We start from the raw sequence: 12,360 nt of genomic DNA on the forward strand, positions 1-12,360 counted from the left end.
ACGGAACCGGATGCTTGCGATGTGGCCGGCGACATCGATAGTGTCCACGATGTGGAACCCCGCGCTCGTGTGCCCGGCGCCCAGGCGATCGCCAGGGCCGCACGTCTGATGCGCCTGGTGACGGCGAGCGGCGCGCAGGGCGCCGCCCTGCAGGAGCTCGCCCGCGATGCGGGCCTGTCCCGCTCGACGGCTCATCGCCTCCTGTCGGCGCTGCGGGCGGAGGGACTGGTCGACCGCGACGAGGACTCGGCGCGCTGGATGCCCGGTCCTGAACTCTTCCTGATGGGATCCGTGGCCGCGGCGCGCTATGACGTCACGGCGCTCGCGAAGGACATCGTCCGCTCGCTCGCGGTGAAGACCGAGGAGAGTGCGTTCCTCTCGGTGCGCCGCGCCGACGAGACCGTCTGCCTGCTGCGCGAGGAAGGCGCCTTCCCGATCCGCTCCTTCGTGCTCAGCGAGGGTGTGCGCTTCCCTCTCGGTGTGGCGAGCGCAGGCCTCGCCATCCTCGCGTTCCTTCCTGACCACGATGTGGATGCATACCTGGAGCGGCATCCGGAGCTTCCCGAGGCCTGGGGGCGCGCTCACGCCGAGGGACGGCTGCGCACCCGGCTCTCGGAGACCAAGGAGCGCGGCTATGCGGTCAACCCCGGGCTCATCGTGGAGGGCAGCTGGGGCCTGGGCGCCGCCGTCTTCGACCGTTCGGGACGCCCGGAGTGGGCTCTGAGCCTGACCGGCGTCGAGTTCCGCTTCGGCCCCGATCGCCTCGCGCAGCTGGGACGCATGCTGCTCGCCCATGCGCACCAGCTCTCGGCGAGGATCGCGACGGCGCGGCGCTGAGGAATCATCCATACCAACTGATATATACTCAGTGGTATGAATCGAGAAGGCATCATCCCTTCGATCGTGCTCTCGGCCCACGCTCTGGCCAGGATCGCCGCCCAGGATGCGCACAACGACGCCCCTTCGGCGCAGTGGCGCGTCCTCGGCATCCTCGAGGAGACCGGCGGCATCCGCATCGGCACGCTGGCGGCCGCGGCGCGCACGACGCAGCCGGGCATGACCCGGCTGATCGGCGACCTCGACCGCGCCGGCCTCGTCACGCGATCGGCAGACCCCGCGGACTCCCGCGCGACGGTCGTGGACATCACCCCTGCAGGGCGCACCGCGATGTCCGAGTGGCGTGCGGAGTTCCGCGCGACCCTGGCTCCCCGATTCGCCGGGCTCGACGAGGACGACTGGAGCGCGCTCGCCCGCGCAGCCGAGATCCTCGCATCCCACTCGATCGAACAGCACCCCACGAGAACAGGAGCATCCGAATGAGCGGCGCGAAAGCCACGGAATCGGTCTGGAAGCAGCCGGCGCAGGTCTGGGCGGTGGCGTTCGCGAGCGTGGTGGCCTTCATGGGCATCGGACTCGTCGACCCGATCCTCCCCGCGATCGCCGAGTCGCTCGAGGCGAGCCCGGCCGAGACCGAGCTGCTGTTCACGAGCTACCTCCTGATCACGGGGCTCGCGATGCTCATCACGAGCTGGGTGTCCAGCCGCATCGGAGCGAAGAAGACGCTGCTCATCGGACTCGCCCTCATCGTCGCCTTCGCCCTCGCCTGCGCTCTGAGCGGCAGCGTCGATGCGATCATCGGCTTCCGCGCCGGCTGGGGCCTCGGCAATGCGCTGTTCATCTCCACAGCCCTCGCGACGATCGTCGGCTCGGCCAGCGGCGGAAGCGCCGCGGCGATCGTGCTCTACGAGGCGGCGCTCGGACTCGGCATCGCCATCGGGCCTCTGCTGGGCGGACTCCTCGGCGAGTTGAGCTGGCGCGGACCGTTCTTCGGCGTGGTCGCGCTGATGGCGATCGGCTTCATCGCCGTGCTCACCCTGCTGAGGACGCCGGACGAGCAGCGCACGCCCGTGCCGTTCTCCGCGCCGTTCCGGGCACTGGGCCGTCCGGCGCTGGCGATCCTCGCGGTCACCGCGCTGTTCTACAACATCGGCTTCTTCGTCCTGCTGGCCTTCTCGCCGTTCCCGCTCGGCTTCGGCGCGATGGGGATCGGCTTCACCTTCTTCGGCTGGGGCGTCGCCCTCGCGATCACGAGTGTCTGGGTGGCGCCGTGGATGATGCGCAGGATGCGGCGCACGACGATCATCCTCCTCGTGCTCCCGCTGCTCGCGCTCGACCTGATCGCGGCAGGACTCCTGGCACACCTCGCAGCCGGGCTCGTGACCTGCATCATCGTGGGCGGCCTGCTTCTGGGCATCATGAACACCGTGCTGACCGAGGCCGTGATGGAAGCCACCGATCTGCCGCGCTCCGTCGCGTCGTCGGCCTACTCCGCCGTGCGCTTCATCGGCGGGGCGATCGCTCCGCCGCTCGCGGCTCTGCTCTGGCACGCCTTCAACGCGACCGTGCCCTATCTGTTCGCCGCCGCTTCCGTGCTGATCGCGACGCTGACGGTCTTCCTCGGCCGCCGCATCCTCGCGCACATCGACGACGAGCCCGAGGACACCACGCAGGAGGACGCCGAGGCGATCGCGATCGGCGACGCGGCCTGAGGCATGGCATCCCCGCACGCTGACGGGAGCGTTCGATACGGTGGGGCGATGACCGACTCCGCCGCCCTGCCCGAACGCTCCCGCCTCGTGCGCCAGCATCTCTTCGAGGCGGGTCTAGACGTCGAGATCCGCGTGCTCCCGGACTCTGCACGCACGGCGGCAGAGGCTGCTGCCGCCATCGGCTGCGACGTCGCGGCGATCGCGAACAGCCTGGTCTTCCTGGCGGACGGCGTCCCCGTGCTCGTCATGACCAGCGGAGGGCACCGCGTCGACCTCGCCGTCCTCTCCTCGGCGATCGGGGCGACCGAGGTCGCGATGGCGCCGGCATCCGTCGTGCGCGCGGCCACGGGCCAGGTGATCGGCGGCGTCGCGCCGGTCGGACACCCGGCTCCGCTGCGCACGTACCTGGACACCGCTCTCGCCGAGCATGCGGAGCTCTGGGCGGCCGCCGGTCACCCGCACACGGTCATGCCGCTCACCTTCGCGCAGCTGAGATCCCTCACCGCCGGCGAGGTCGTCGACGTCGTCTGATCACCGCGTCGAGCATCCTTCTCAGTGCACTCTTAGGATAGAAGTGCATAATTGCACTCCATGAGCGAGAGTGCAGATAGCCTGCGTGAACAGCGCAAGCGAGAGACCGCGCGCGCACTCACCGATGCCGCGCGCCGCTTGACGGGCGATCGCGGCTTCGCGGGCTTCACGGTCGAGGAGCTGTGCGCCGAAGTCGGCGTCTCGCGCCGGACGTTCTTCAACTACTTCGAGAGCAAGGAGAACGCGGTCTTCGGCTTCACGGCGATCGACCCGCGCCAAGAGGCTCTCGAAGAGGCCTTCGCAGAACGCACGGGCGATCTTCTCGACGACTTCATCGAGCTGACGATCGCTCGGTTCCGCCTCTTCAACCCCCTCGACGACGCCCCCGCGCTGTTCGCGATCATCGAGCAGGAGCCCCGGCTGCTCAAGGCTGCGTTCGAGCAGCTGGGCAAGAACGAGCGCCGGGACATATCGCTGATCCTCCGCCGGTCCGCCGAAACGACCGATGCGCAGCTGCGCGCCGAGGTCATGGTGCACACGGTCGGCGCGCTGGTGCGCCTGTCCATGGACCAGCTCCTCCATCACCAGTCCTCAGAATCCTTCGACGACCTGCTCGTACGACGCCTGCGGATCGCCCGCTCCGCGTTCACCTCACCAGAGAAAGCCGACTGAATGTCCGTCACCGCAACGAAGGATGCGCCTTTCCTGCTCACGCAGCGCCGCATCTGGATCATCTTCAGCGCCCTCATCGCGGGGATGCTGCTCTCCAGCCTCGACCAGACGATCGTCTCCACCGCCATGCCGACGATCGTCGGCGAGCTCGGCGGCGTGGACCACCAGGTCTGGATCACTACCGCGTATCTGCTGGCCACCACCATCGTCATGCCGATCTACGGCAAGTTCGGCGACGTGCTCGGCCGGCGCAATCTCTTCCTCGTCGCGATCGCGCTCTTCACGCTCGCCTCGATCGGCTGCGCGTTCGCGACCGACTTCTGGATGTTCGTCGTCTTCCGCGCGCTGCAGGGCCTGGGCGGCGGCGGTCTGATGATCCTCTCGCAGGCCATCATCGCCGACATCGTGCCCGCGAACGAGCGCGGCAAGTACATGGGCCCGCTGGGGGCCGTCTTCGGTCTCTCCGCCGTCGCCGGCCCGCTGCTGGGCGGCTACTTCGTCGACCACCTCACCTGGCAGTGGGCGTTCTACATCAACATCCCGGTCGGCATCGCGGCGTTCATCATCGCGCTGGTCGCGCTGAAGCTTCCCAGCAAGAGGGCCGAGAAGCCGATCGACATCCTCGGTGTGATCTTCCTGTCGATCGCGACGACCTGCCTGATCTTCTTCACCGACTTCGGCGGCGACGCGGAGTTCGGCTGGGACTCGCTCGCCACCTGGGCCTGGGGCGCCGGCCTCGTGGTCGCCGCGACCGCGTTCGTGATCACCGAGTCCCGCGTGCAGGACCCGATCATCCCGCTGAGCCTGTTCCGCAACCCCATCTTCATCAACGCGACGGCGATCGGCCTGGTGCTGGGCATCGGGATGTTCGCGGCGATCGGCTTCGTCCCCACGTTCCTGCAGATGTCCTCCGGCACTTCGGCCGCCGCATCCGGTCTGCTCATGATCCCGATGATGGTGGGTCTGATGGGAACGTCGATCTTCTCGGGCATCGCGATCTCGAAGACCGGCAAGTACAAGATCTATCCGATCCTCGGCACCATCGTCACCGGTGTCGCGATGCTCGCGTTCACGACGCTCACCGCGACCACGCCGATCTGGCTCATCTGCGTCTTCCTGTTCTTCTTCGGCGCCGGCCTGGGACTCATCATGCAGGTCGTCGTGCTCGTCGTGCAGAACGCGGTGCCCGCGGACGAGATCGGCACCGCGACGAGCACGAACAACTACTTCCGCGAAGTGGGGGCCTCGCTGGGCACCGCCGTCTTCGGCACCATCTTCACGACACGGCTCACCGAGAACCTCCTCGGCGTGTTCACCGGCGCCGGGGCCTCGGCGGATGCGGCGTCGCAGGCCGCGTCGACGATCGATCCCGCCACCCTCAGCACCTTGCCTGACGAGGTGCGGGACGGCATCGTCACGGCGTACGCCGACGCCCTCGCTCCGGTGTTCTGGTATCTCATCCCGTTCGTTGCGCTGGCCTTGATCCTCTCCCTGTTCCTCAAGCAGATCCCGCTGTCGGATCAGGCAGGGCTCGTGGCACGGGGCGAGGCGATCGGCGGCGCAGAGGCCGAGCGGCTGGAGGCCGGGCTGCGCGGCAGCGGGCCGACGGATGCCGCGGACGGGACAGGGTCGCCGGAGGGAGCCGTTCCGGACGAGAGCGGCTCGACGACCGTAGAGCGCTGATCCGTCATCGCACGATGAGGCCCGCGGATCCTCGAAGTGTTCAGAGCATCCGCGGGCCTCGCCCCGTCAGCACCTCCGTCGAGGGCCGGCGTCACCCTCCAGAAGGGTTCTCGACCGGCGTGCCGTCCTCGTCCGTCGTGTGCTCGGAGGTCGTCCGGTCGAAAGCGGCCCCCTCTGTCGTGTGGGCGTCCTTGCTCTCGTCCGCCCGTTCCGGCGCTCCGCCGGAGGCCGTATCGGCTTCCTCGTTCTCGCCGGGTGTTCCTCGCGTGTTCTGCGGATCGCTCATCGTCTTCTCCTCTGCATCGATCCCGCGACGGTATCCCGGTGCCGCGATGCGAGGCGAGGGCCTTGACGCGACGCGTTCGGGCGTGACCTCGGGAGCGACGAGATCAGCCCCCGCATCCGCTCGGACAGATGAGGGGGCTGATCCATGTCATGCCGGCGAGTCGTCGCGGACCTCTGCCGGCCGGTCGGCTCTCCTCCGGTTCCCCAGGACGCACAGGGGTCGGCTTCGGGTCAGAGAGCATCGCGATGATCGCGTGATCCCGAGAGCATGACGCGGTGCTATGCGTCCAGGACCTCGTCGACGAGGGTGATCCCGCCCGTGGTGTTCGCGGAATGCATGAGCGCTTCGAGCCATCGCGGATTCATCGCCGGCGCCTCGTCCTCGTCGAACTCGAAGCGCAAGGGAATCGACGGATGCAGCCAGATCGTGGATCTGCCCTTCTGCTCCTCGGGGTGCTTCCAGGAGAGGGAGAAGCTCTCGTTCCTGCGCAGCTTGGTGAGGATGACCACCTTCAGGTGGGCGAGGGCCCGATCCTCTATCCGGATGTCTTTCAGACCTTCGTACTGCATTGTGCCCATGGCCTGAACATAGCCCATCGGAGATCTTCCGGCGGCTTCCGTCGTCCTGCACGACGGCTCTGTCAATGGCCGCGACAGATCCTTCTGCGCCCCCCACGATGGATGCTGCGCAGAAGGTGCGCACGAGAGATCGGAGCGTCATGGTGTCGAATCCCCAGGAGTCCCCCGACGAAGAACGTCGCGTCGAAGCGGAGGGCGCGGACCCCGATATCCCGACCGCGCACCCCGAGCAGCCATCGCCCGCCGAGGAGGAGGACGATGAGCAGATCGACGTCGAGGATCTCCCCTAGGCCGAGTCCAAGGGTGGCCAGGCATGCATAAAGCCCCGACCTGGCGAGAGATCGGGGCTTCGGTGCACCCCCTGGGACTTGAACCCAGAACCCACTGATTAAGAGTCAGTTGCTCTGCCGATTGAGCTAGAGGTGCGTCACCGGTGTTCACCGGCCGAGGAATTACATTACCAGCCCTTCGGCCCGAGACGAAATCGAAGCGGGAACGTCACGCGGCGACCCTTGCCGGCCCGATTCCACGCCCGACGGTATCCTGATCGGGTGACAGACTCCCCCGCTGCCAGCGAGCTCCAGAGCGACCTCGTCCTCGCACTTCGCCTCGCGGATGCTGCGGATGCCCAATCCCTGCCGCGATTCGACGCCGCGGACCTGGAGGTGTCCCGCAAGGCCGACCGGTCGCACGTGACTGACGCGGATCTCGCGACCGAACGGGCGATCCGAAGCATTCTCGCGACCGAGCGCCCCACCGACGGCATCCTCGGCGAGGAGTACGGCACCGAGGGCGACGCACACCGGCAGTGGATCATCGACCCGATCGACGGGACGGCCAACTTCCTGCGCGGCGTCCCGCTGTGGGGCACGATGATCGCGCTCGCCGTCGACGGCGTCCCCCAGGTCGGAGTCGTCAGCATGCCCGCCCTCGGGCGCCGCTGGTGGGCATCCGCCGGCGCCGGCGCATGGACGGACTCCCCCGCCGGGCCGAGGCGGCTCCGGGTCTCCGCCGTCGACGTCCTCGAAGACGCGAGCGTGAGCTTCCAGAGCATCACGCAGTGGGCGGATGCCGGCAAGGCCGACGCTCTGCTCGCGCTCGCCGAGCGCGTCTGGCGCGACCGCGCCTACGGCGACGTCTACGCCTACATGCTCCTCGCCGAGGGCCGCATCGACATGGTCGCCGAGTTCGACGTCAAGGAGTACGACATCGCCGCCGCGGTCCCGATCGTGCGCGAGGCGGGCGGGCGCATGACCTCGTTCGACGGCGTCGAGACGCTGTCCGCGCTGTCGACACTCGCAAGCAACGGCGTCCTGCACGACGCCTTCCTCGAGCTCCTCCATCCCCCGACCGCCTGAGACATCGACAAGGCCCGTGATGATCCCCCGCATCCCCCTCGCCGCAGGATCCGTTCTCGTCCTGACCCTCGCGCTCGCCTCGTGCGCCTCGACGCCGGAGGTCGAGGAGTCGCCGTCCGCCGCTCCCACCGCTGCGGAGACGACTGCTCCGGTGACCGAGGAGACACCGGGTCCGGAAGAGCCCGCAGCCGACCCGACGTGCGAGACGATCGTCTCCGAGGGCACCGTGACGGCGCTGCAGGAGCTCGGGTGGAGCGCAGAGCAGTCCGACTTCGTCCTCGTCGACGGCCCGCTCGAGGGCGGGATCTACTGCGCCTGGGCGAACTGGGACGAGCCTTCGGACCACGGTCAGTTCTTCGCCTGGGCGCCTCTGGCCGCGGAGGATGCGGCTGCCGCGCAGAGCACGCTCATCGCCGAGGGCTGGACCCGCGAGGACGGCGACGTCGGCGTCTACCTCACCGAGGATCCCTCGGCCTCCTTCCAGACCGACGAGGACGGGTACGGGATGACCTATCTGTTCGGCGACGGCTGGGTGAAGTTCGCCGACACGAAGCAGAGCCTCGTTCTCATCGACTGGCCCTGACTCCGCCGTCGGATAGCCTGGCGATCATGGCATCGCATGACTTCTTCCTCACCGGAGCCCCCACCGCCGCTCGCGCGACGATCTCCGCCGTCCTCCAGGCCCAGGGATACAGCGTTCAGGAGCTGCCCACGGGCACGACGACGGTGGCGTCCCGCGGCAGCAAGCAGAAGACGTTCTGGCTCGGAGCGATGGCGGGCAGAGGATTCCATGTCTCGTTCGCGGTGGACTACTCGCAGGATGCCGCGGGCAACCTCGTCGCGCGTCTGAACCGTGATCTGACCGCCGGCGCGTTCAAGGGCGGCGCCATCGGCGCCGCGAAGACCAAGACCGCGTTCGAGGAGCTCGCGAATGCACTGCAGGCGGCGCTGGCTCAGACCGGGCAGCTGGCGGGTTCGGTGGCGAACGCCTGATCCCCGCGTCCAGCGGAGAACGGACGACGACGACCGTCAGATGGTCGCCGTCCGACGGTGCCACTGCGCCGGTCGTCTCACAATCCGCAGACGTGAAAGCCCGCCTCCCGTGTTCTTCCGGGGGAGGCGGGCTTTTCACTGCGACAGCGGTTCGGTGGAGCTGGGGGGAATCGAACCCCCGTCCAGCGCTGAGTCTCCACGCCTTCTCCGGGCGCAGTCTGTGCAGACGTTCTGCTCGGCTCCGACCTTTGTCACAGACACCTAAGTCGACGAGCCCAGCCTGGGAAGAGTCCCGTGTGACGTCCAGACGCCGTCACACAGCAAGATTCCTAGATGACGCCAGGATCCGTATCGGAATCACATACGGTCTGACGGACTATCGGGCTCGCTTATGCAGCGAGGGCGAAGTCGTTGCGCTTGGATTCGGCAACTATTGTTTTGCAGAGAGCGTTTACGAGATAACTCTGCATCCTCGGCCCGCTTCTCGTGGATTCACAGGCGCTGTCGAAACCGATCAGCCCCGTGGTCCTTCTTGCGAAGGAGCCGCTGTCGCGCTGTGGAATTGTCAGTTCGGAAGCTCTCGCACCCGAGCATTACAGCGTACAACGTATCCGGCCTGCACGCCATTCCGCGAGACTCGCGTAGAGTCGCCCTCATGAGCGACGTCACCATCACCGTCCGCGGCGAGAGCGAGGCCCGTGTCGCCCCCGAGCGGGCCACCGTCCACGTCAGCGTCCGCTCCGAAGGACCGGAGCGCGCAGCGGTCGTCGAGCAGGCGCTGAGTCTCGCAGAGCCGGTCCGCACCGGGCTGACCGCTCGGTCGGATTCCGGCGCCCTCGTCGACTGGGCCAGCAAGAGACTGTCCGTTCGCGCCGAGCGCCCCTGGAACAACGAAGGCAAGCGCCTCGCACCCGTGTACTACGCCGCCGTCGACTTCACGGCCACCTTCGCAGAGGCATCCGAGCTCTCGATCTGGGTGTCGGAGATCTCCGCGTGGGACGGCGTCGAGGTCGGCTGGGTCGACTGGCACCTCACCCCTGAGACTCGGGAGCGGACCGAGCGGGAAGTCGCCGCCTCCGCCGTCGGAACGGCGGTCACCCGCGCCGAAGCGTACGCGGGCGCGCTCCGCCTCGACACGATCGTGCCGCTCGAGATCGCGGACACCGGCCTCCTCTCGCGCGACCAGGCATCGCCGGAGATCATGGCCAAGGGGCGTATGGCCGCTTTCGCCTCCGCCGATTCCGGTGCGTCGATGGAGTACGAGCCCGATGACATCGTGATCTCCGCCGTCGTCGAGGCGCGCTTCCTCGCGCGCTGAACCGCCCGGGATCAGTGTGGTCAGCCTCGCACCAGAGAGCTGAGCCTCGCGGGTTCGGCGTCCTCAGCGGCGCGGGATCAGGAACCGGCATCCGGATCAGGATGCCTGTTCCTGATCCCGACAATGATCGTGCAGTCGAGGGCGTCTCAGGCGACGGACTCGAACGGTGCGAGCTCGGCGGCGAGACGCTCCGATACCCGAGCGTGCACGGTGGTGCCGTGCTCGCCGTGGTCGGCCGAGAGTAGCATCCCGGTCTCGTGGATCGCAGCGACCAGATCGCCGCGATCGTAGGGAACCAGCGCGCGGATCTCGACCGCGGGCCTCGGCAGCGCCTCCTCGACTGCGATCCGGAGCTCGGCGATGCCCTCCCCTGAACGGGAGGACACGAAGTGTGCCTTCGGCTCGAGCCCCCGCAGCACGAGGCGCTCGTCCTCGTCGATGAGATCGGCCTTGTTGAAGACGACGATCTCCGGCATGTCTCGTACGCCGACATCTCCGAGAACGTCGCGGACGGTCTGCAGCTGCCCGGCAGGGTCGGGGTGCGAGCCGTCGACGACGTGGAGCACGACATCGGCGTCGCCGACCTCCTCCAGCGTGGAGCGGAATGCCTCGACGAGCTGATGCGGCAGGTTGCGCACGAAGCCGACGGTGTCCGTCAGCGTGAAGACGCGGCCGTCCGCGGTCTCCGTACGCCGGACGGTCGCGTCCAGCGTCGCGAACAACGCGTTCTCGACGAGCACTCCCGCGTTCGTGAGCGCGTTCAGCAGACTGGACTTTCCAGCATTCGTATAGCCCGCGATCGCCACGGAGGGGATCGTGTTGCGCTTTCGCTCTGCCCGCTTCGCATCGCGTGCGGGCGCGAAGTCGCGGATCTGACGGCGCAGCAGCGCCATCTTCGTGCGGATGCGGCGACGGTCGAGCTCGATCTTCGTCTCACCGGGTCCGCGCGATCCCATCCCTGCGCCGCCCGCGCCCACCTGACCACCGGCCTGCCGGCTCATCGAGTCGCCCCATCCGCGAAGACGCGGCAGGAGGTACTCGAGCTGAGCGAGCTCGACCTGCGCCTTGCCCTCACGGCTCTTGGCGTGCTGGCTGAAGATGTCGAGGATCACCGTGGTGCGATCGATGACCTTCACCTTGACGACGTCCTCGAGCGCACGCCGCTGGCTGGGGGCGAGCTCTGTGTCGGCGATCACCGTGTCCGCGCCGACCGCGGCGACGATGTCCTTCAGCTCCTGGGCCTTCCCCCGCCCCAGGTAGGTCGCGGGATCCGGGTGCGGACGACGCTGCAGCAGACCGTCGAGCACGACGGCGCCGGCCGTCTCCGCGAGAGCGGACAGCTCGCGCAGGGAGTTCTCCGCGTCGTCCTGCGCTCCCTGGGGGTAGACGCCGACGAGCACGACGTTCTCGAGCCGCAGCTGCCGGTACTCGACCTCGGTGACGTCCTCGAGCTCCGTGGAGAGGCCGACGACTCGGCGGAGGGCATGCCGATCCTCGAGATCCCACTGCGCCCCGTCGGCATCCGTGTGCGCCGCGGTGGAGGCGTCCTGGATCGCCTGCGCTGCACCGAAGACGTGCGCCTCCGTGCGCTGCTCGGCGTTCGTCAGCACTCGATCCAGGAGCTCATCCGTGCGGCTGTCGTTCGTGGTGTCGGTCATCCGGTCCTGTTCTGTCATGTGTCGTCGTCTTCGCGGGAGCGCCTTAACCTTAACCCCGCTCTCCGGTACGCTCACCCTATGGGGTCTGATCACTACTTCACCGCGGCCCCGGCAAGCCCTGAGAACCTGCGCACCATCGAGGTGACGCTCGCAGGTCGTCCGCTGCAGATCACCACGGCGGGGGGCGTCTTCAGCCCTGACCGGCTGGATGCCGGTACGGCCGTGCTGCTGGCGAACATGCCTCCCGTTCCGCCAGGGGGCGATTTTCTCGACCTCGGATGCGGGTGGGGACCGATCAGCATCAGCATGGCTCTCGCAGCCCCCCACGCCACCGTCTGGGCCGTCGACGTCAACGAGCGGGCACTCGATCTGGTCCGGCGCAACGCCGCTTCCCTCGGTCTCGTGAATATCAACGCCGTGCTGCCCGAGGATGTTCCCGCCGCGATGAGATTCCGCACGATCCGCTCCAACCCGCCCATCAGAGTGGGCAAGAGCATCCTCCACGACATGCTCGAGCACTGGCTCCCCCGACTCGACGAGCGCAGCGACGCCTGGCTCGTGGTGCAGCGGAACCTCGGCGCGGACTCGCTCCAGCGCTGGATCGGCGCCACCTTCCATCCCGGCTACAGCGTGTATCGCTCGGCGACCGGCAGGGGGTACCGCGTCCTGAAGGTCCGCAAGCACGGCACTCCGCCGACCGAGCCCATCGCCCTGGCCGAGTGATCGCTGCCGGC

15 protein-coding genes, 1 tRNA gene and 1 other RNA gene are annotated in these 12,360 nt (G+C 68.1%); 12 read left to right on the forward strand and 5 right to left on the reverse strand.

Annotated elements, in window-relative coordinates; all coding sequences use genetic code 11:
* The first annotated feature begins 51 nt into the window (after positions 1–51).
* Genes ACYVGQ_RS11190 through ACYVGQ_RS11215 form a run of 6 tightly spaced genes read left to right on the forward strand, consistent with a single transcriptional unit; the run spans position 52 to position 5,435 of the window.
* On the forward strand, positions 52–837 hold the full coding sequence (locus ACYVGQ_RS11190; protein ID WP_460784689.1) for an IclR family transcriptional regulator: 786 nt from the start codon (positions 52–54) through the stop codon (positions 835–837).
* 36 nt (positions 838–873) lie between these two features.
* Positions 874–1,320, forward strand: coding sequence for a MarR family winged helix-turn-helix transcriptional regulator (locus ACYVGQ_RS11195; protein ID WP_460784690.1), 447 nt, complete (start codon positions 874–876; stop codon positions 1,318–1,320).
* Complete coding sequence (locus ACYVGQ_RS11200; RefSeq protein WP_460784691.1) at positions 1,317–2,549, forward strand: MFS transporter; 1,233 nt, start codon at positions 1,317–1,319, stop codon at positions 2,547–2,549. The genes ACYVGQ_RS11195 and ACYVGQ_RS11200 overlap by 4 nt, the downstream gene beginning before the upstream one ends.
* Before the next feature lie 48 nt (positions 2,550–2,597).
* A complete protein-coding gene (locus tag ACYVGQ_RS11205) occupies positions 2,598–3,080 on the forward strand; it encodes a YbaK/EbsC family protein (protein ID WP_460784692.1) in 483 nt (160 codons plus the stop codon).
* 60 nt (positions 3,081–3,140) lie between these two features.
* Complete coding sequence (locus ACYVGQ_RS11210) at positions 3,141–3,752, forward strand: TetR/AcrR family transcriptional regulator (protein ID WP_460784693.1); 612 nt, start codon at positions 3,141–3,143, stop codon at positions 3,750–3,752.
* On the forward strand, positions 3,753–5,435 hold the full coding sequence (locus ACYVGQ_RS11215) for an MDR family MFS transporter (protein WP_460784694.1): 1,683 nt from the start codon (positions 3,753–3,755) through the stop codon (positions 5,433–5,435). It begins immediately after the preceding gene.
* Positions 5,436–5,526: 91 nt separating this feature from the next.
* Here the strand turns inward: ACYVGQ_RS11215 and ACYVGQ_RS11220 are convergent, their stop codons facing one another.
* Together ACYVGQ_RS11220 and ACYVGQ_RS11225 are read right to left on the reverse strand one after the other, a co-directional pair.
* Positions 5,527–5,721: a hypothetical protein gene (locus ACYVGQ_RS11220; RefSeq protein ID WP_460784695.1), complete on the reverse strand. Its 195-nt coding sequence runs from the start codon at positions 5,719–5,721 to the stop codon at positions 5,527–5,529.
* 278 nt (positions 5,722–5,999) lie between these two features.
* Positions 6,000–6,299, reverse strand: a complete 300-nt coding sequence (locus ACYVGQ_RS11225; RefSeq protein ID WP_460784696.1) for a DUF7882 family protein — start codon at positions 6,297–6,299, stop codon at positions 6,000–6,002.
* Positions 6,300–6,439: 140 nt separating this feature from the next.
* Between ACYVGQ_RS11225 and ACYVGQ_RS11230 the strand changes: the two genes are divergently transcribed.
* The gene (locus ACYVGQ_RS11230) at positions 6,440–6,589 is read left to right on the forward strand and encodes a hypothetical protein (protein ID WP_460784697.1); all 150 of its coding nucleotides are present in this window, start codon (positions 6,440–6,442) and stop codon (positions 6,587–6,589) included.
* A gap of 63 nt (positions 6,590–6,652) precedes the next feature.
* Here the strand turns inward: ACYVGQ_RS11230 and ACYVGQ_RS11235 are convergent.
* Positions 6,653–6,725, reverse strand: a tRNA-Lys gene (locus ACYVGQ_RS11235).
* A 125-nt stretch (positions 6,726–6,850) separates the two neighbouring features.
* On the opposite strand from ACYVGQ_RS11235, the gene hisN reads away from it, so the two are divergent.
* From hisN to ACYVGQ_RS11250, 3 genes are read left to right on the forward strand one after another with little or no spacing between them, the layout of a single operon-like run.
* Positions 6,851–7,657, forward strand: a complete 807-nt coding sequence (hisN, locus tag ACYVGQ_RS11240; RefSeq protein WP_460784698.1) for a histidinol-phosphatase — start codon at positions 6,851–6,853, stop codon at positions 7,655–7,657.
* Between the two features lie 19 nt (positions 7,658–7,676).
* Positions 7,677–8,240, forward strand: coding sequence for a hypothetical protein (locus ACYVGQ_RS11245; RefSeq protein ID WP_460784850.1), 564 nt, complete (start codon positions 7,677–7,679; stop codon positions 8,238–8,240).
* 26 nt (positions 8,241–8,266) lie between these two features.
* A complete protein-coding gene (locus ACYVGQ_RS11250; RefSeq protein ID WP_460784699.1) occupies positions 8,267–8,650 on the forward strand; it encodes a hypothetical protein in 384 nt (127 codons plus the stop codon).
* A gap of 152 nt (positions 8,651–8,802) precedes the next feature.
* Here ACYVGQ_RS11250 and ssrA read toward each other — a convergent pair.
* Positions 8,803–9,172, reverse strand: a transfer-messenger RNA (tmRNA) gene (gene ssrA / locus ACYVGQ_RS11255).
* Positions 9,173–9,305: 133 nt separating this feature from the next.
* On the opposite strand from ssrA, the gene ACYVGQ_RS11260 reads away from it, so the two are divergent.
* On the forward strand, positions 9,306–9,968 hold the full coding sequence (locus ACYVGQ_RS11260) for an SIMPL domain-containing protein (RefSeq protein ID WP_460784700.1): 663 nt from the start codon (positions 9,306–9,308) through the stop codon (positions 9,966–9,968).
* A 146-nt stretch (positions 9,969–10,114) separates the two neighbouring features.
* Here the strand turns inward: ACYVGQ_RS11260 and hflX are convergent, their stop codons facing one another.
* The gene (hflX, locus tag ACYVGQ_RS11265) at positions 10,115–11,626 is read right to left on the reverse strand and encodes a GTPase HflX (RefSeq protein ID WP_460784851.1); all 1,512 of its coding nucleotides are present in this window, start codon (positions 11,624–11,626) and stop codon (positions 10,115–10,117) included.
* A 78-nt stretch (positions 11,627–11,704) separates the two neighbouring features.
* On the opposite strand from hflX, the gene ACYVGQ_RS11270 reads away from it, so the two are divergent.
* Positions 11,705–12,349, forward strand: coding sequence for a class I SAM-dependent methyltransferase (locus ACYVGQ_RS11270; protein WP_460784701.1), 645 nt, complete (start codon positions 11,705–11,707; stop codon positions 12,347–12,349).
* The last annotated feature ends 11 nt before the right edge of the window (positions 12,350–12,360 follow it).

The sequence above is a fragment of the Microbacterium tumbae genome (genome assembly GCF_054780175.1).

Excerpts from the sequence above, each read along its gene's own strand:
- ACYVGQ_RS11195 (WP_460784690.1), top strand. The coding sequence starts at position 874 with ATGAATCGAGAAGGCATCATCCCTTCGATCGTGCTCTCGGCCCACGCT.
- ACYVGQ_RS11200 (WP_460784691.1), top strand. The coding sequence starts at position 1,317 with ATGAGCGGCGCGAAAGCCACGGAATCGGTCTGGAAGCAGCCGGCGCAG.
- ACYVGQ_RS11205 (WP_460784692.1), top strand. The coding sequence starts at position 2,598 with ATGACCGACTCCGCCGCCCTGCCCGAACGCTCCCGCCTCGTGCGCCAG.
- ACYVGQ_RS11210 (WP_460784693.1), top strand. The coding sequence starts at position 3,141 with ATGAGCGAGAGTGCAGATAGCCTGCGTGAACAGCGCAAGCGAGAGACC.
- ACYVGQ_RS11215 (WP_460784694.1), top strand. The coding sequence starts at position 3,753 with ATGTCCGTCACCGCAACGAAGGATGCGCCTTTCCTGCTCACGCAGCGC.
- ACYVGQ_RS11220 (WP_460784695.1), bottom strand. The coding sequence starts at position 5,721 with ATGAGCGATCCGCAGAACACGCGAGGAACACCCGGCGAGAACGAGGAA.
- ACYVGQ_RS11225 (WP_460784696.1), bottom strand. The coding sequence starts at position 6,299 with ATGGGCACAATGCAGTACGAAGGTCTGAAAGACATCCGGATAGAGGAT.
- ACYVGQ_RS11230 (WP_460784697.1), top strand. The coding sequence starts at position 6,440 with ATGGTGTCGAATCCCCAGGAGTCCCCCGACGAAGAACGTCGCGTCGAA.
- ACYVGQ_RS11245 (WP_460784850.1), top strand. The coding sequence starts at position 7,677 with ATGATCCCCCGCATCCCCCTCGCCGCAGGATCCGTTCTCGTCCTGACC.
- ACYVGQ_RS11250 (WP_460784699.1), top strand. The coding sequence starts at position 8,267 with ATGGCATCGCATGACTTCTTCCTCACCGGAGCCCCCACCGCCGCTCGC.
- ACYVGQ_RS11260 (WP_460784700.1), top strand. The coding sequence starts at position 9,306 with ATGAGCGACGTCACCATCACCGTCCGCGGCGAGAGCGAGGCCCGTGTC.
- hflX (WP_460784851.1), bottom strand. The coding sequence starts at position 11,626 with ATGACCGACACCACGAACGACAGCCGCACGGATGAGCTCCTGGATCGA.
- ACYVGQ_RS11270 (WP_460784701.1), top strand. The coding sequence starts at position 11,705 with ATGGGGTCTGATCACTACTTCACCGCGGCCCCGGCAAGCCCTGAGAAC.